The organism is Anaerolineae bacterium (assembly GCA_025062375.1).
Lineage (GTDB): Bacteria > Chloroflexota > Anaerolineae > SpSt-600 > SpSt-600 > SpSt-600.
Genome location: JANXAG010000007.1, coordinates 23,079 through 41,788, shown reverse-complemented (window position 1 = coordinate 41,788; position 18,710 = coordinate 23,079). Strand labels below are relative to the sequence as shown.

Annotated in this window: 12 protein-coding genes; 11 read left to right on the top strand and 1 reads right to left on the bottom strand. The window is 52.8% G+C overall.

Annotated elements, in window-relative coordinates; translation table 11 throughout:
* The first annotated feature begins 4 nt into the window (after window positions 1–4).
* From NZ653_03425 to NZ653_03380, 10 genes are all read left to right on the top strand, one after another.
* Entirely contained in the window at window positions 5–454 is a 450-nt protein-coding gene (locus tag NZ653_03425) for a GatB/YqeY domain-containing protein (GenBank protein MCS7286174.1), read from the top strand.
* Window positions 455–460: 6 nt separating this feature from the next.
* The gene (locus tag NZ653_03420; protein MCS7286173.1) at window positions 461–2,503 is read left to right on the top strand and encodes an HDIG domain-containing protein; all 2,043 of its coding nucleotides are present in this window, start codon (window positions 461–463) and stop codon (window positions 2,501–2,503) included.
* Window positions 2,490–2,954 (top strand): rRNA maturation RNase YbeY, encoded by a 465-nt coding sequence (ybeY, locus tag NZ653_03415; GenBank protein ID MCS7286172.1) that lies wholly within the window; start codon window positions 2,490–2,492, stop codon window positions 2,952–2,954. Before NZ653_03420 ends, ybeY begins: the two co-directional genes overlap by 14 nt.
* Entirely contained in the window at window positions 2,951–3,793 is an 843-nt protein-coding gene (locus NZ653_03410; protein MCS7286171.1) for a TIM barrel protein, read from the top strand. Before ybeY ends, NZ653_03410 begins: the two co-directional genes overlap by 4 nt.
* A gap of 259 nt (window positions 3,794–4,052) precedes the next feature.
* Entirely contained in the window at window positions 4,053–9,872 is a 5,820-nt protein-coding gene (locus NZ653_03405) for an Ig-like domain-containing protein (protein ID MCS7286170.1), read from the top strand.
* Window positions 9,873–10,141: 269 nt separating this feature from the next.
* Window positions 10,142–12,730 (top strand): ATP-dependent chaperone ClpB, encoded by a 2,589-nt coding sequence (gene clpB / locus NZ653_03400; GenBank protein MCS7286169.1) that lies wholly within the window; start codon window positions 10,142–10,144, stop codon window positions 12,728–12,730.
* Between the two features lie 185 nt (window positions 12,731–12,915).
* Entirely contained in the window at window positions 12,916–13,554 is a 639-nt protein-coding gene (locus NZ653_03395) for an energy-coupling factor ABC transporter permease (GenBank protein ID MCS7286168.1), read from the top strand.
* 12 nt (window positions 13,555–13,566) lie between these two features.
* Window positions 13,567–13,845 (top strand): PDGLE domain-containing protein, encoded by a 279-nt coding sequence (locus NZ653_03390; protein MCS7286167.1) that lies wholly within the window; start codon window positions 13,567–13,569, stop codon window positions 13,843–13,845.
* Window positions 13,842–14,570, top strand: coding sequence for a cobalt ECF transporter T component CbiQ (cbiQ, locus tag NZ653_03385; protein MCS7286166.1), 729 nt, complete (start codon window positions 13,842–13,844; stop codon window positions 14,568–14,570). Before NZ653_03390 ends, cbiQ begins: the two co-directional genes overlap by 4 nt.
* Before the next feature lie 3 nt (window positions 14,571–14,573).
* On the top strand, window positions 14,574–15,302 hold the full coding sequence (locus NZ653_03380; protein MCS7286165.1) for an energy-coupling factor ABC transporter ATP-binding protein: 729 nt from the start codon (window positions 14,574–14,576) through the stop codon (window positions 15,300–15,302).
* Here NZ653_03380 and proS read toward each other — a convergent pair.
* Window positions 15,299–16,726: a proline--tRNA ligase gene (gene proS, locus NZ653_03375; GenBank protein ID MCS7286164.1), complete on the bottom strand. Its 1,428-nt coding sequence runs from the start codon at window positions 16,724–16,726 to the stop codon at window positions 15,299–15,301. The two genes, NZ653_03380 and proS, sit on opposite strands and share 4 nt — an antisense overlap.
* Before the next feature lie 441 nt (window positions 16,727–17,167).
* Here proS and NZ653_03370 point away from each other — a divergent pair, with 441 nt between their 5' ends.
* Window positions 17,168–18,706 carry a hypothetical protein gene (locus NZ653_03370; protein ID MCS7286163.1) on the top strand — a complete coding sequence of 513 codons (1,539 nt, stop codon included), beginning with the start codon at window positions 17,168–17,170 and terminating at the stop codon, window positions 18,704–18,706.
* Window positions 18,707–18,710 lie beyond the last annotated feature (4 nt).

Below are 18,710 nucleotides of genomic sequence, written 5' to 3'. Positions count from 1 at the left end.
GGAAATGGGCTTAAAAGAAAAAATTGACCAGGAATTAAAAGAGGCTATGAGGAGCAAGGACGAAAGGAAGCTCGCGGCCCTCAGGATGCTTAAGACTGCTATTCGCAGGGCTGAAGTGGATAAAATGCGGGAATTAACCGAAGATGAAATCATAGCCGTCATCGCTGATGAGGCCAGGAAACGCCGGGAAGCCATTGAGGAATTTTCCCGGGGCGGTAGGGAAGACCTGGCCCTTCAGGAAAAGGAAGAGTTAGCTGTTCTTGAAGCTTACCTCCCCAGGCCCCTCTCCCGAGAGGAGATAATGGAAATGGCCCGCCAGGCCATAGAAGAGGTAGGGGCCACCAGTCCCCGCCAGCTGGGACAAGTTATGAAAGTCTTGATGCCCAGGGTCAGGGGCCGGGCCGATGGAAGCCTTGTCAGTCAAATCGTTCAGGAGTTGCTGGCAAGCCTTTAAAAAGCTATGGAAGGCAAATTATTCTGGCCTGAACTGGCCAGAAAAGTTGGCACTATTTTGCTTTTCTTCTCCTTTGCTATTCTCATAACCTTAATCCTCACCTGGGAGCCAGGCGCCCGGGCGGTAAACCTCAAACTTGGAGATGTGAGCCCCTACGATATCCGTTCCCCGAGAAAGCTTTCCTACGTGAGCCAGGTTCTGACGGAGAAAGCCAGAGCTCAGGCAGAAGCCTCTGTTGAGGAGATTTACGACCCTCCAGATCCCTCCATCGCCCGGAGGCAACTCGCAAAGGCTACGGCCGTGATCAATTTCGTAGAGGCTGTTCGCTCAGATCCATACGGGACCCCAGAGGAGAAAAAGCTCTGGCTGGCCTCAATGGAGGGAATAACTCTTACTGAAGAGATCATATCTGCACTGCTCTCTATCCCCGAACCCCGCTGGGAAATGGTATCGGGAGAGATTCTTTCGGTTTTGGAGAGAGCTATGCGGAGTGAGATTCGGCAGGACCGCCTCCTTGAAGTGAGACGGGCTATACCGGCAATGGTAAGCTGGGATTTGAGCGAGGAAGAAGCAAAGGTGGTAGCCAGCATAGCCGGGAGCCTCGTTTCCCCGAACTCCTTTATCAATTATGAAAAGACCGAGGAGGCTAAAAAGCTTGCGCGAGAAGCGGTGAAACCCGTAATCCGTTCTGTTGAAAAGGGCGAGGTGATCACAAGAGCGGGAAGTGTGGTGGGGCCTCTGGAGCTGGAGGCAATGGAAGCTCTGGGGTTGAATAAACCTTCCTTTTGTTTCTATAAATTCCTGGGGGCTTTTGCTTTAGCCAGCACCGCTACTGTAGGGCTGGCCTTTTACCTTTCAAACTCTCGGACTCCTTTACTCCTGATCTTTGCATCCTTTTTAACTTTAGCAAAATTCATTTCCTCAGGTCAGGGTTTTTTGCCCTACCTTTTGCCTGTTGCTTCTTGTGCTGCTCTTCTTTTCTTGACAGCCGGTAAAGGCTTGGCCATGGCTGGAACTCTGGTCCTTTCCATCCTTTCCGGCTATATGGCTGGGGTGTCGCTGGAACTTGTATCTTACTGGTTAGCAAGCTCTTCCCTTTTCCTGCTGATGCTGGGAAAAGGTGACAGGCTCAACCTTTACCTCCATGCCGGTTTGGCCTCCAGCTTCGGAGGGTTCGGGACAATACTGGCCTTTCGCTTGCCTTGGGGGAACCCCAACCCCACAGAGATGGCTTTCCTAGGAGGAATTGCATTTATCAATGGGATTATTTCCGTTGTTCTGACCCTGGGGAGCTCTTTTGTCCTGGGAAGCTTTTTAGGGTCCATTACCCCACTGCACCTTGTGGAACTCTCACGCCCAACTCACCCTTTGCTCCGGCTTCTCCTCCTCAGAGCCCCTGGGACCTACCATCACAGTCTCTTGGTGGCCAATATAGCTGAACAGGCTGCCGAGAATATCGGAGCCAACGCTCTTTTGACCAGGGTTGGAGCCTATTATCACGATGTGGGCAAGAGCCTCCATCCGTATTTTTTCGTCGAAAATCAGATGAATGGAGTTAACGCCCACCGCTCTCTTGACCCTCGCACCAGTGCTCGGATAATAGTAAGCCATGTAAAGGATGGGCTGGACCTGGCCCGGAAGTATCGCCTGCCCCAGCAAATTCAGGACTTTATCGCCCAGCACCACGGGACCGATATAACTCCGTATTTTTACCATGAAGAATGCAAGCGTCAGAACGGAAGCGTAGGGGACGACTCTTGTTTTCGGTATCCAGGGCCACGCCCTCGCACCAGGGAAACAGCCATTGTTATGCTGGCCGATTCCTGTGAAGCAGCCGTAAGAGCCGCCAGGCCCTCTTCCCCCGAGGAGGTTGAAAAGATTGTGCGTAGAGTGATAAAGGATAAGCTGGATAAAGGGGAGTTGGATGAGAGCGGGCTCACTTTAAAGGAGATTGAGGAGATCCGCAAAACCTTCATAACCGCCCTTCAGGGAGTATTCCACCCCCGAATCCAGTATCCGGAGCAAGAGGAAGGCGATGGCAAAGGTTGAAGTACTTCCAGGAGAGCTCCCTCCTCCTCTAAGGAAAAAAGATTTAAAGAAGCTCGCCCAGGCTGCTGCCTTCGTCCTCCGCCATGAAGGGAAGGATAAAGGTAAGCTCACTATCCTGATAACCGGAGATGAAGAAATAGCTCGCCTCAATGCCCGTTTCAAGGGAGTAGATGAGCCCACCGATGTGCTGGCATTTTACACTGAAGGGGAAAGCGAGTTCGTTACGGCTCCGGAAGCTAAGGATTATCTGGGGGATGTTGTAATATCCTGGCAGAGGGCCGAAGAACAGGCAAGGGAGCTGGGCCATTCTTTTATGGAGGAGTTGATAACTCTGGTGATCCACGGCGTGCTTCACCTCCTGGGCTACAGGGATGACGATGAAGGAGAAAGGGTAAAGATGTGGGCCAGACAGGAGGCGATAAGAGAAATATTTACGGAGGAAAAGCTATGACCGAATTGCTGTTTGGGACAGCCGGAGTTCCTCTGAGTACTCCCAAACCTCCTTCCAGCGAGAAAGGTGTGAAGAGGATAAAGGAGCTCGGACTTGGATGTATGGAGCTGGAATTTGTCCAGCGGGTGAGTATGGGGGAAGAGGCAGCCAGGCTGGTGAGAGCCACTGCTTCCTCTCTCGGGGTTATTCTGAGCGTTCATGCCCCCTACTACATTAATCTTAACTCTCCTGAGAGGGAAAAACTTGAAGCCAGCAAGAAGAGGCTTTTAGCTGCTGCCAGGGTTGGATGGCTATGTGGTGCCCGCAACGTTGTCTTTCATCCTGCTTTTTATCATAACGATAGCCCCCGCGAGGTGATGAAAAAGGTCCGGGAGCAGATTTTGGAGGTGAGGGAAATTTTGAATTCGGAAGGGGTTGAAGTGGTGCTTCGGCCTGAGACTACGGGGAAACCTTCTCAGTTTGGCTCTTTAGAGGAAATTATATCCCTTAGCAAAGAAATATCTGGGTTAGCTCCCTGCATTGATTTCGCTCATCTCCATGCCCGCTCAGGTGGTAAACTCAATTCCCACAGGGAATTTGCCTCGGTCCTCAAATTCATAAGGGATGAACTTGGCCCAGAAGCTTTAGCGGATATGCATATCCATATTTCGGGGATTGACTATGGCCCCAAGGGGGAGAAGGAGCATCTCAACCTTAAAGAATCGGATTTCCGGTATGAGGAGTTGCTCCAAGCCCTTATAGACTACGGGGTTAAAGGCCTTGTTATCTGCGAAAGTCCGAACCTTGAGGAGGATGCGCTTCTTTTGCAGAGGACGTGGGAAAGTCTTCGCCAGGTTTGAAGGAAAGAATGTGGGGGCACCCCCAAAGTCCCCCAGGATGGGGGCTTTCGCCCCCCTCCACCCCCCCGATTTTTCCCACCCTCGTGGGCATAAGGTTTGCCGGGGTTCTGGGTCCCACTCGTGGGCAGGATGCAGGAGGCGGCTGCTCGTTCCCTTTTTGTTGAGGTTTGCTAAAAATTGCAGAAAGTGATATCATGGAACTCGGAGTCGAGTTGTTGCGTCAATGTTATGGTTTAAAATTCAAAAAGGGGTCGCTGTCATGCTCAAAATTTTCAGGTTTTTTTCTTTATTAACCCTACTCTCTCTGGCCATAAGCGGGGCGTGTGCCCCAAAGGCCCCACCAGAGCCACCCGCCGTCCTCTCTTTCTCCCCAGCCGAAGGGGAAGAGGTAAAAGTGGATACACCTATCACCATAACCTTTAACCAGCCGATGGACAGAAGTTCGGTGGAAAAAGCTTTTTCTATAACCCCACAGGTCAAAGGCAACATATCCTGGAGCAAGAATACCCTGATTTTCCGTCCTGAAGAGGGATGGGCCAGGGATACCACCTACAAGGTTAAGGTCGGGGTGGAAGCCAGAAACACTGCCGGTTTACCCCTTTACCGGCCTCTGGAGTTTTCTTTTCTATCGGTCGGTTACCTTGAGGTCTCAGCCGTTCAGCCCGCTCCCGATTCCATAGATGTGGAGGTTAACCGCTCTATTTCCCTGGTCTTCAACCGGCCCATAGTCCCCCTCAGCGCCATAGAGGAGCAAAAGGACCTCCCTCAGCCCCTGGAAATCCAGCCCCCAGTGAAAGGAAGAGGTTACTGGCTCAATACCTCAGTATTTATTTTCAAGCCAGATCCAGTTTTCGCTCCAGGAACTTCTTATACTGTTACAGTGAAAGCTGGTCTCAAGGATACTTCAGGCAATGCCCTGGAAAAAGATTACTCCTGGAGTTTCACCACGGAGCCTTTCTATGTCAAAAGTTCAGGCCCCACAGGTCACAATGTTCCTCTAACGGCGCCAATAACGGTAACCTTTAACGCTCCGGCCCTGCGCTCATCGGTGGAGGAGAATTTTTCGCTGATAGATGTGGAAAAGGGGCAGAAGGTGTCAGGTTCTTTCCGCTGGGAAGATGATTATACCCTCATCTTTACCCCAGCCCGCAAACTGGCATACGGAACAAAATACCAGGTCCAGATTGAGAAAGAGGCTGCCTCAGCCTTAGGGGGAACCCTTTTATCCCCATTCCAGTGGTCCTTTGAGACCGTCCCCTATCCCGCTATTTCCTATACCCGTCCGCACGATGGAGCGAAGGATGCTGATCTCTGGGGCATCACTATCTACTTTAATGCGCCTATAGACCCTAAAACCCTGGCTGGAAGGTATGTCATAACCCCTACCATTACCGATGTCTATACCTGGTGGAACGAATTTGACAATGCTTTCTACTTAAGTGTTAGCCTGGAGCCGTCAACCCTCTACACTGTTACCATCAAGAAGGGCGTAACGGACCTATATGGCAGTGCTATAGAGGAAGATTACGTTTTCACTTTCACTACGAGAGCCCTCGACCCGGCTGTCTATTTTGCCACAGCTGGCGATATCATCTACGATGCCACTGAGGCTAAAGAGCTTTACGCCAGGGTTTTCTACGTGAATGTTTCTCGCCTTGATTTCTACCTTTATCAATTGGACGAGGAAATGTTTGTAAACCGCTATCGGGTGGGTGAAGAGGGGTCTGAAAGCCAGTTTTTCTCACTGAAGCGGGCTTCTCTCATCAATTTCTGGTCTCAGCGGGTTTCGCCTCCCCTCAATAAGACTGAAGGAATAACTGTTCCTCTCAGGGCAAAAGATGGTTCCCCTCTTCCCCCTGGCCTTTACCTGCTCAGGGTCCAGACCCCCGAAACAGCGGAATATGGATACGTCCCCAAGCAGTATTTCGCTCTGATCAATGCCGGTCTTGTGCTCAAATATTCCTCATCCGGTGCCTTAGTATGGGTTACGGACTATAAAACGGCCAAGCCTCTACCTTCAGTCAAGGTTAAACTCAGGACACCCGAGGCTTTCCTCGGTGAAGGAATCACTGGCCAGGATGGGGTCGCCACGATAGAGTTTGCTGAAAAGTTGTTTGATCCCTGGAGTAATATCGTCGCTTTCGCCTATGGCGAGGGGATTTTCGGGGTAGTTTCCAATGAGTGGAATGCGGGCCTCAACCCGTGGGAGTTCGGTTTAAGTGTCTCCCTGGAACCGAAGCGATACGCTGCCTTCCTTTATACCGATCGCCCGATTTACAGGCCAGGTCAAGTGGTGCATTACAAAGGAGTGTTCAGGTTGGATAACGATGCTGCCTACGAGCTTCCGCCTCCCGTAGAAAAGGTCTTTGTGAGGATTTACGATGCTGAAGGGAAGCTTATCCAGGAAGAGGAAAAGGTTCTGAGCCCTTACGGCACTATAAGCGGCGATCTCACTCTCGGGGATGAAGCCTCCCTGGGCCAATACCGGATTGAGGCTTCCATCGGGGGGGAAGTGACCGAGAGCTTCTTCCAGGTTGCTGAGTACCGCAAGCCTGAGTTTGAGGTTTCCCTCAAGACCGACAAGGAAAACTACATACACGGCGAAAACATCACTGTCACTATCTCAGCCATTTACTACTTCGGTCAGCCGGTCAAGGAAGCCCGGGTCTACTGGTCTGTTATGAGCCAGGACTATTACTTCTATCACCCCGATTACCCCTATTACAGTTTCACCGATTACGAGTGGGGAGAGGAAAGGTATGGCCCCTATGGGGAAAACATAGCCTCGGGCGAGGGGAAGACCGATGCGCAGGGGCTGTTTTCCTTCACCATCCCGGCCGATATATCTACCAAAAAGCTCTCTCAGTTCTTCACCATTGATGTAAGGGTGGTGGATGTGGACGGCAGAGAAGTGGCTTCTCAAGCCTTCGTAACCGTTCACAGGGGCGAGTTTTACATTGGCCTTTCCCCACGCTCCTGGGTTGGAGAAGCTGGGAAGAAGCAGCAGGTGGACATTGTAACGGTGAAAACGCCTGAAAGGGATGGCCTGCCTGCCTCTGTAAATGTGGTAGTCTCCAAACATCGCTGGTACAGCGTTCAGGAAGAACAGGAGGACGGAACCTTCCGCTGGGTCACCAAAGTTGAAGACACTCCGGTGCTCACCACCACGGTTAAACTGAACGAGAGGGGCCAAGGAGTGGTGGAGTTTATCCCGGATGAAGGTGGAACTTACAAAATCACTGCTTACGTAAGAGACCGTCTGGGGAATGAGATCCGCTCTGCCACCTACCTATGGGTAAGCTCTCGTGAATACGTAAGCTGGCCACGGACGCAGGAGCTGAAGATAGACCTTATTCCAGATAAAAAGGAATATCGGCCTGGCGATACCGCCCGTATTCTCATCCCTTCTCCTTATCCAAAACCAGTAAATGCTCTCCTCACGCTGGAAAGAGGAAGGATAATGGAGCACAGAGTTCTCACCGTGACCCCAGGTGGTTTCACTGTTGATATTCCTCTGAGCGAAAAACACGCTCCCAACGTTTATGTTTCGGTGCTCCTGTTGCGAGGCGAAGCCGGAGATGAAAGCCTTGAACTTTACCGCACCGGTTACCTTAACCTTTCGGTCTCGCCCGAAAGCAAGCTTCTCAAGGTCCAGATAACACCCGACCGCGAGAAGGCGGGGCCTGGGGAGGTGGTGAACTTCGAGGTGAGGGTAACCGATCCCCGGGGTAGGGGCGTTGAAACTGAGCTTTCCCTGGCTTTAGTGGACAAAGCGGTCTTAGCTTTGGCAGCGAAACCGCCTTCTTTGATCCAGAGTTTCTGGCAGGAGAGGCCTGTGGGGGTGCATACAAGCGCGAGCCTTGCCGTTGCTGCTGAACGCCTCTTGCCTCCCAGGGGCAAAGGTGGGGGAGGCGGGCCTGGGGAGTTCGCCCTCATCCGCCGCGAGTTTCTTGATACCGCTTATTGGGTCGCTTCCCTCCAGACTGACTCCAACGGTTATGCCCGCATCAAGGTCAAGCTTCCCGATAACCTTACCACTTGGCGGATGGATGCTAAAGGAGTAACCACCAGCGAGCTCATGGGAGAAAGCCAGAAAGACATAGTCGTTTCCAAGGATCTCCTCATCAGGCCTCTTCTTCCTCGTTTCTTTACCACAGGAGACCAGGCCGAAATCGGGGCCACGGTCCACAACAACACCTCTCAATCCCTGGAGGTTAAGGTATCCTTGGAGGCCACAGGCCTGGAGGTTCAGGGTAATTCTTCCTCCACTGTGTCCATCCCGCCCTATGACAAAGCTCTGATCCGGTGGAAGGTTAAAGTTCCCGGAGTGGGAAAGGCTGTGGTCACCATGCGGGCTTCCGGAGGCCAGTTCTCCGACGCAGTGGAGATGACTCTCCCCGTTCACCATTACTCCACCCCCGAAGTGGTTTCCACCGCCGGCGTTCTGGAAGAGGACGGAGAAAGGATTGAGCTCATCCGTCTTCCTCAAGTCATGGATACAGCCTTGAGCAAGCTTGTGGTTAAGCTTGAACCTTCCCTGGCAGCAGCCATACAGGGAGGCCTTACTTATCTTGAGCATTTCCCCTACGAATGTATAGAGCAAATAGTCTCCAAATTCCTGCCCAACGTCTTCACCTACAGAGCTCTCAAAGAACTCGGCATAGAGGATGAAGAGCTCAAGGCTAAGCTTGCCCAGATGGTGGGAGTGGGGCTTCAGAGGATCTATGCGCGCCAGAATTACGATGGCGGTTGGGGATGGTGGGGATTCGATAGTAGCAGTCTGAACCTAACCTCTTACGTCCTTTTAGGCCTTGTAGAGGCCAGGGATGCTGGCTTCGTCGTGGATCAGAAAGTGATGAAGAGGGCAGCTCTTTTCATCAAGGAGAACCTCTACGTTGCTAACGAGCATGAGTCTGCCAGAGCCGATATCCAGGCCTTTGCCCTTTACGTATTAGCCCGTTATGGCGAGGGGGACGTGAGCCGCTGTATGGCTCTATATCGGGAAAGGAAGAACGTGGGGTTAGGCCATTACGGGAAAGCTTTCCTGGCGATGGCTCTCCACATCCTGTCCCCAGCAGAAACCCTACCTATTGATACTTTGCTTGATGAAATCCTTGGGCAGGCTATCATGGATGCGACCGGTGCTCACTGGGAAGAAGTTGAGAATCCTTACTGGGCTATGAACACTGATACCCGATCTACCTCTATAGTCCTTTCAGCTTTCTCTCGGATAAAGCCTGCTCACCCATTGCTTCCCAATGTGGTCCGCTGGCTTATGGCTGCCCGCAAGGAGGACCGATGGGCCTCCACTTATGAGACCGCCTGGGCCATCATGGGCCTTACCGACTATATGAAAGCCACAGGAGAACTTAAAGCTTCTTATCGTTACCTCCTGCGCCTCAATGGGCAAGAGATAGCTTCGGGCGAGGTTTCCCCGGAGAAAATCCGGCAAGTCTTTGAGAAGGAAATACCGGCCGCCCAGCTCAGGGCCGAAGGCTTCAATAATCTGACTTTGAGGCGATCACCCCCTCAGGGGCAGGAGAAAGGCACCGGACGCCTTTACTACTCTGCTTTCCTGCGTTATTTCGTCCCGGTTGAGAAGGTGGAGGAACTCAACCGCGGCATTGTGATCCAGCGCCGCTATACCGACCCCTCTTGCCAGAAAGAAATTTGCCCTTCCATCACCAGGGCTGAGGTCGGGCAACTCATCAAGGTTAACCTGACCATCGTGGCTCCCCGGTATTTGACTCACCTTGTGGTGGAAGACCCAATCCCTGCTGGTGTTGAAATAGTGGACACAAGCCTCAAGACAGTTTCAATCCTCTACCAGACAGAGGGAGCACTCAGGCGAGAAGGGAATTCCGAACCTATATGGTGGTGGTATCCAACCCACGCTGATAGGCGGGATGAGAAGCTGGTGCTGTTTGCCACTTACCTCGGCCCTGGCACCTACGAATACTCTTACCTTATAAAAGCCGGACTGCCCGGTGAGTTCAAGGTCCTCCCGGCGGTGGCTTACGAGATGTATTTCCCTCACGTCTTCGGCCGGACCGGTGGTACGATTTTCACGATTAGATAAAAATAGAGGGATGGGGCGCCTCAAGCCCCGTCCCTCTTGGTTATAGAAGGGAGGGGTTCCTGTGGATTTTATCCGTGGTATCAGTCCAGGCAAGCTTTTAGTCCTATCGGTGCTTTTGTTCCTCAACGTTCTAATCCTTGGTTGCCTTTTCCTAGTGGTGACCGGGAAAGTTGTATTCTAATGGCCTTCTAACGTTTCTCTATTGCCTCTCTAATTGACAGCTATTAACAGTAAAGAGCGGAATGTTTGAGTGAGGAGGGAAGAGGAGAATGAGGCTGGATAGGTTCACTGAAAAGGCTCAGGAAGCGATACTCAACGCCCAGGATCTGGCTGTTGAATATCGCCATAGCCAGGTAGACCCGGAACATCTTCTCTACGCTCTTCTCCGGCAGGAGAGGGGCGTGGTGCCGGAGATTGTGAGGAAAATAGGGCAATCTCCTGAGGACCTGGCTTTCAAACTGGAGGAGGAGCTGAGGCGGAGGCCCAAAATCTACGGCCCGGCCGCCCAGATTGGAATTTCCCAACCCCTGCATCAGGTTCTGCTTCTGGCCCAGAAGGAAGCCCAGGCCATGCGCGATGAATACATCTCCACCGAGCACCTGCTTCTGGCCCTCACTGATAAAGTCGCTGGCAAGGTTGCCGACCTTTTGGCCCTTTACGGCATAACGAAGGATTCAATCCTCAGAGCCCTGGCAACTATAAGGGGAACTCAGAGGGTTACCACTCCAACCCCCGAGGATACTTACCAGGCTCTCGAAAAGTATGGCCGTGACCTGACAGCTCTGGCCAGGCAGGGCAAGCTGGACCCCGTCATAGGCAGGGATGAGGAGATACGGCGGGTAATTCACATCCTTTCCCGACGCACCAAGAATAACCCTGTCCTGGTGGGGGATCCAGGGGTAGGAAAGACCGCTATTGTGGAAGGGCTTGCTCAACGCATTGCCAGGGGCGATGTTCCCGAGACCCTCAAAGATAAAAGGGTGGTCCAGCTGGACATGGGAGCCCTTCTGGCTGGAGCCAAATACAGAGGCGAATTTGAAGAGCGCCTGAAAGCTGTCCTCAAAGAGATAGCCGAGTCCAACGGGCGCATCATCCTCTTCATTGATGAAATTCACACCGTGGTAGGAGCTGGCAGGGCCGAAGGTGCCCCCATGGATGCTGCTAACCTCCTGAAACCCATGCTGGCCAGAGGAGAACTCCACTGCATCGGTGCCACGACTCTTGATGAATACCGCAAATACATTGAGAAAGATGCGGCCCTGGAGCGGCGTTTCCAGCCTGTGTATGTAGATGAGCCCTCGGTAGAAGAGACCATTTCCATCCTCAGGGGCCTGAAGGAGCGCTACGAAGTTCACCATGGCGTCCGAATAAAAGACAGCGCTCTGGTAGCAGCAGCCGTCCTCTCTCACCGTTATATAACCGACCGCTTCCTGCCCGATAAGGCCATTGACCTTATAGACGAAGCGGCTGCCAAGCTCCGGATGGAAATTGACAGCATGCCCGCAGAGTTGGACGAAGTAGAACGTAGGATAATGCAGCTTGAAATTGAGCGCCAGGCTCTCCTCAAAGAGACAGATGAAGCTTCTCGGAAGCGCCTGGAGAAACTGGAAGAAGAACTGGCCAACCTGAAGGAAAAAGCTTCGGCTCTCCGCGCCCAGTGGCAGCGGGAAAAAGAGGCCATTCAAGCTATAAGGGAAATAAAAGAACGCATTGAAAGAGTAAAGCTTGAAATTGAACAGGCCGAACGCCGGGCCGATCTGGAAACAGCTGCCCGCCTTCGCTACGGTGACCTCATCCAGCTGGAAAGGGACCTCAAGGAGAGGGAAAAGCGCCTGGCCGAAATCCAGAAAGACCAGCGCCTCCTCAAGGAGGAAGTGGATGAGGAAGACATCGCTGAAGTGGTTTCGCGCTGGACCGGCATACCCGTGGCCAGGCTCATGGAAGGCGAGCTGGAGAAGCTTTTGAAAATGGAGGAAAGGCTCCATCAGAGAGTGGTTGGTCAGGAAGAAGCGGTGCGAGCAGTGGCCAATGCTGTCCGGCGCGCCCGCGCTGGTCTTAAAGACCCCAACAGACCCATCGGTAGCTTCCTTTTCCTGGGGCCTACTGGGGTGGGCAAAACTGAGCTCGCCCGCGCCCTGGCGGAGTTCCTCTTTGACGATGAAAACGCCATGGTGCGGATAGACATGAGCGAGTATCAGGAGAAGCACACCGTTGCCAGGCTCATCGGCGCTCCTCCGGGCTATGTGGGATATGAGGAAGGGGGGCAACTCACCGAGGCTGTGCGCCGCAGACCTTACAGCGTCATCCTTTTCGATGAAATTGAAAAGGCCCATCCGGAGGTCTTCAACCTCCTCCTCCAGCTTCTGGACGACGGCCGCCTAACCGATGGCCAGGGTCACACTGTGGATTTCCGCAACACCGTAGTGATCATGACCTCCAACATAGGGAGCCATTGGATTAAGGAGCTGGGCCCTGAAGCTGCCAGAGATAAAGTCCTAAAGGAACTGGACCGCCACTTCCGGCCGGAATTTCTCAACCGGATTGATGAAATCATCATCTTCCATGCCCTCACTCTGGACCACCTTTTCCAGATTGTGGATATACAGATGCGCCGGATTAAAGAACTTTTGGCCCAGCGCAAGATGGACATAGAACTTACCGATAGAGCGCGGCGTTTCCTGGCCGAAAAGGGCTACGACCCCGTGTTTGGAGCCAGGCCTCTGAAAAGAGCCATCCAGCGTTACCTTCTGGACCCCCTGGCTCAGGCCATCCTGGAGGGCCGCTTTATGGAGGGCGACCGTTTAATGGTCGATGCGGAGGGGGAAAAGTTGGTTTTCCATAAAATTGTTGAACCCTGAACGCTTTCCTTCAAGGCAAGGTCAGTTTGACAAATCAATTTCGCAGGATATAATTAAGGCAAGCTCGCCCCTGAAGGGGATTTTAAAGCCCAAATTTAAATCGGGAGAGAACCACGAAGGTTAGAAGGCCGGCTTGAAAGCTGGCAACCTTTGTGGTTTTTTTCTTTCCCGGAGGGAGGTGAGTTATGCATATTCCGGATGGATTTTTAAACGTTGCCACTGCCGCTGGAACTTATGTAGTTTCGGCTGGAGGAGTGGCTTATAGCTTACGGCGCCTTGCCGGGAAGCTTGGGGAAAAGCAGGTGCCCATGGTAGGGGTGATGGCCGCTTTTATCTTTGCCGCTCAGATGCTCAATTTCCCCGTAGCCGGTGGAACCTCCGGACACCTCGTGGGAGGAGCGCTGGCTGCTATCCTCCTGGGCCCCTGGACTGGCCTGCTGGTAATGGCTTGTGTGCTCATAGTTCAGACCCTGATTTTCCAGGATGGAGGAATAACTGCCCTCGGAGCAAACATCCTGAATATGGGGATAATCGCCGTTTTCCTGGGCTACTTCGTTTACAGACTAACCTTGAAACTTCTCAAGGGCAGAGGATTTGCCGAGGCGGTAGGAGGTTTCGTTGCCGGATGGGTTTCAATTTTTGCGGCAGCAGTGGCTTGCGCCCTTGAGCTGGCCATATCTGGAACTTCTCCACTAGTGGTGGCTCTCCCCGCTATGGCCGGCATTCATGCCCTCATCGGTGTAGGTGAGGGGCTGATAACAGCCCTCATCCTCGGTTTTGTTAAAGCCACAAGGCCTGATTTGCTGGCCCTGGAGAAAATCTAAGGAGGGGCAACCATGAAAGAGAAATGGTGGATATGGGGAATCGTCATCGCCTTCGCTCTGACCGTTCTTTCCCCTCTGGCTTCGCCCTGGCCCGATGGCCTTGAAAGGGTTGCTGAAGATCTGGGCTTTATGGAAAAAGCTAGGGAGCCTTTATTTAAAGTAATTCCTGATTACGTTTTCCCAGGGATCGGGCATGAGGCCCTGGCAACTATCCTCGCGGGAATCATCGGCACTGCTATAACCCTGGGCCTTAGTTATGGCCTTGCCAGAATTATGAAGCAAAGAGCATGAAGCACGGTTTCATTGATAAATACAGCGACCTTGATAGCGTAATCCACAGGCTGGACCCCAGGACCAAGTTGGTCCTGGGGCTGGCTTTCATTCTGTCCATAGTAGGGGCGCCGGAAAAGGCGTGGCCTGCTTTCGGGGCCACCTTTGGGCTTATCCTGGTGGCTGCGTTCCTGAGCCGTATTCCTTTCATTTACATCCTTACCCGCTCTGCCATCATAGTGCCTTTCGTTTTTCTGGTCACTCTTTTCCGGGTCATCCCGCAGGGGAAAGAGGGATTCATAGCCGGAGCGGCGATCGGGTTCAAGGCCTGGCTTTCGGCCCTCATTCTGGTGCTCCTTTCGGCCACTACCCCTTTCCCTCTTCTCCTTAAGGGCATGGAGAAGCTCAAGGTCCCTTCCACCCTTGTGCAAATTCTTTCCTTCATGTATCGTTACGTTTTCGTAGTGGTGGATGAAGCCATGCGGATGGAAAGAGCCTGGGCCTCAAGGAGGGCTGGTAACAATTGGTGGGCTTCTTTCAGAGCTATGGCCCGGGTTGCAGGAGTCCTTTTCATAAGAAGCTACGAAAGAGCTGAAAGGGTATATCAGGCGATGCTGGCCAGGGGCTTTGAGGGAGAGGTCAGGACTCTAAATCCCCTTAAATTTTCTTTCAGAGATTTAGTTTTCAGCTCAGTTTCTGCCGCTTGCCTCGGGTTTATCTGGATTCTGACGGCTTTTGGAGGATAGAGAATGGCCAGAGTTTTGGAGATCAGAGATTTGCATTACCGGTATCCAGAGGGCATTGAAGCTCTAAAAGGGGTAAGCTTTGAAGTTGATGAAGGGGAAAGTGTGGGTGTAGTAGGGCCGAACGGGGCGGGAAAATCCACCCTGCTTTTGCATCTGAACGGCATTCTCACAGGCTACTCTTCCAACGGTTCCGATCCCGTGTGGGTGAAAGGCATACCTGTGCGGAAGGAAACCCTCAGGCAGATCCGCCGGCTTGTAGGCCTTGTCTTTCAGGACCCCAACGACCAGCTTTTCTCCCCCACCGTTTTTGAAGATGTGGCCTTCGGGCCTTTGAACCTGGGGCTTTCTCCGGAAGAAGTGGCGGAGAGGGTGAAGAAAGCTCTGGAAGCTGTAGGAATGACCGGTTACGAAAGCCGCTCTCCTCACCATTTGAGCCTTGGGGAGAAAAAGAAAGTAGCCATAGCCACTGTTCTGGCCATGGCTCCCGAGATCTTGGTCCTGGATGAACCCACCGCCAATTTAGATCCGGTGGGGAGGTGGGAGCTCATGGAACTTTTGCGTTCCCTGCCTCACACCAAAGTCATCGCCTCCCACGACCTTGATTTTGTAGAGAGAACGTGTAATAAAGTTGTGATCCTGAACGCGGGCAAGGTCTTGACAGTGGGCCCCGTTGACCAGATCCTCAAAGACCGTGCTCTTCTGGTAAAAGCTCGCCTTGCCCCCAGGCTTTAGAAAGCCCTGGCAAAGAGGGCCTTGAGGGTCGTCTCCTTCCCGCAGTATACACAGCGGTCCAGCTGCCCATCCTGTTCAAAGGGTATGCACCGTATGGTGGCTTTTGTTTCGTCCTTAATTGCTTCCTCGCACTCGGGCGCCTCGCACCATGGAGCAATGATGAACCCACCATCGCTTTCTATAATGCGTTTAAATTCTCCGTAATCGTTCAGCCGGAAGGTGTTTTCATCCCGGAATTTTTTAGCCAACTGGAAAAGGTTGAAATGAATTTCCTCCAGAACCTTCCCCACCTTACTCCCGAGGTCATCGGTGGACACTTCCCACTTTTCACCGGTATCCCTGCGGGCAAAGACCACCTGCCCCGCCTCCACATCGCGAGGCCCTATCTCAATCCGCAGGGGTACCCCCCTCAACTCCCATTCGTTAAATTTCCACCCCGGTGTATATTCCTCCCGGTCATCAACTTTTATCCGAAAATCTCTGAGCTGAGGCTTAAGCTCTGCGATTCGGGCTAGAACTTTTTCCTTCTCCTCATCGCTCTTCCAGATGGGCACGATTATCACCTGGATGGGGGCAAGCTTGGGAGGAAGCTTGAGGCCCTTCTCATCCCCGTGAACCATCACAATAGCTCCGATAAAACGGGTGCTCAGGCCCCAGCTTGTTGTCCAGCAGTACTGAAGCTGATTGTTGCGGTCCAGATAGCGGATTTCAAAAGCTTTGGCAAAGTTCTGGCCGAGGTTGTGGGAAGTGGCAGCCTGCAGAGCCCACTTGTTGCCCATCATGGCCTCCATAGTGTAAGTGTGGAGGGCTCCGGCGAATTTTTCCGATTCGCTCTTTCGGCCAAGGATCACAGGAATTGCGGCGTCGTTCTCGGCAAAATCCCGGTAAATGTTCAACATCCTCAAGGTTTCCTCTTCCGCTTCCTCGTAGGTAGCATGGGCAGTGTGGCCTTCCTGCCAGAGAAATTCCATCGTGCGGAGGAAAGGACGGGTTCGGAGCTCCCAACGAACCACATTGCACCACTGGTTTATAAGGACGGGCAAGTCCCGATAAGAGCGTATCCACTGAGAATACATGTAGCCTATAATGGTTTCAGAGGTGGGCCGGACTACCAGGGGCTCTTCCAGCTGCTTCCCTCCCCCATGGGTGACTATGGCAAGCTGAGGGGCAAACCCTTCTATGTGCTTGCTCTCTTTCTGAATAAAGCTGTAGGGGATGAAGAGGGGGAAATACGCATTCTGATGGCCTGTCTCCTTAAAACGACGGTCAAGGCTCTGCTGGATGTTTTCCCAGAGGGCATAGCCGTAGGGTTTTATAACCATGCAGCCTCTGACCGGGGAATAATCGGCAAGCTCAGCCCTCTGGATAACTTGAACATACCATTCGGAAAAATCCTCAGCAGGAGAAATAAGTTTTTCCCTCATCCTTTTTCCCTCCCCGTGAGATTTAAAAAGGGCCGGCCCCCCTTAGGTCTGGGGACCGGCCCTGACGTGCCACACCTCAGTCTAATAACACTCCGGCATACCCAGACCTGAGGTCTGGATAAAGGCGTGGTATCGGGCACGGCAACGGGACATTCCGGCTCATCGTTCCCCCTCCCGTCAATTTAAATTTTACCAACGAGCTTTTCTTTTGTCAAAAATTTCCAACCTTCTTGGTCGAAAGACGGCGGAGCAACCGGCACACCCGTTATTACCTTAAGGACCCATCGCCCAATTGCGGGGTGGGGTTTAATGTGCTATAATGAATTTGATTCACCACTCTTGCGTGGTTTCTCCTCTTAAACTTCAGAATTTAAAAGCCACGCAAAGACAAACTTTAAAGGTCATTTACCGGCTTTAGAAGGCGCAAAAGGAGGCGCTTAAATGAAAAGCAAAGCACTTTTGCTGCTCTCCGCCTCAGTCCTCCTGGGTCTGGCTGCTTTCCTTACCTTCCCCAAGCTGCCCTTTGCTTCCTCCGTGTCTGAAAGAATAACCAATGGGAACTTTGAGGAGGGCTTTGGCCCCGATGGTGTAGGCTTGGGCTGGTACAGGTTTGATAACGGGGGCAACGCCACTTACGGCTGGTACGATGATACCTGGCCCCCTGTGGTCTGGGATGGTCGCCACTCCCAGCTCATTGAGATAAACACTTACTCTCGTGCCGCCTCTGACCCCGACCGCTATGCCGGAATTTACCAGACAGTGGCAGTGGTCCCGGGAGCAACTTACACCCTCAAAATCAGGGGTATGATAAGAGCTCAGGACGGCGACCCGGTAATCTATGGCCTGGAGGACCCTTACAGTTACAGGGTTCAGTGGGGATTTGATCCAGCCGGTGGAACGGATTGGAGAGCTGTCACCAACTGGGTGGAATTGCCCTGGGATGTGGTTTATCCCAGGTCCTCCCCTGGAAAAATGCTGGAGTATACCACAAGTTTTGTGGCCCCATCTTCCAGGATTACCCTTTTTATCAGGGTATGGAAGAAATGGGGCACTGCCGGCAGGGAAGTGGACGTTAACCTGGATGGGATAAGCCTCCTGGGGCCTGCCCCCGCCGATACAAGAGCTCCGCAGGTGGCTCTATCTGTGCCTCCCTATCCCGCTGTTGGCAGGGCCTGGCCCGTTAAAGTAATGGCTTCCAACGACGTCGGCATCACCTCCTTGAAACTTTACGATGGCCCCCGCCTTGTAGGCAGCGTTTCCTTTGCCGTTGGCCCCTTGGCTCTTGAAAGGGAGTTCCTCTGGACTCCAGTAACCCCAGGGCCTCACGTCCTCAAAGCTGAAGCCGTAGACGCCAGCGGAAAGGTATCTTCTGTTTCCGTCACCGTCAGCGTTGGAAGATGGCATGAGTTTATCCGCAACGGAAGCTTTGAGGAGGGCTTTGGCCCTGATGGAGTAGCTCTCGGCTGGCATAAGTTTGACAACGGCGGCAATGCTTCCTACGGCTGGTATGACGACACCTGGTTCCCCGTGGTTTGGGATGGCCACCACTCCCAGCTCATAGAAATACACACCTATTGCCGTGCCGCCTCTGATCCCGACCGCTATGCCGGCATCTATCAGGTGGTGGGTGGCCTTACCCCGGGAGCTATTTACGAGTTCAGCCTGGCTGCCCTCCTGCGAGCTGCTGAAGGCGACCCGGTTATAACTGGAGCGGAAGACCCCTATAGTTACGTCATCCAGTGGGGGTATGACCCGGCGGGAGGAACCGACTGGAGAGCCGTCACTAACTGGACCTATATTCCCGTCCCCAAAGTTTACCCAAGGCTTTCTCCCGGGAAATTCAGCCGTTATTCCATCACCTTCACGGCCCCTTCATCTCGCATTACAATCTTTATCCGGCTGTGGAAAAAGTGGGGAACTGCTCAGCGCGAAGTGGACTTAAATCTTGATGGAGTAAGCCTCAAGGGATATAGACCTTGACAGG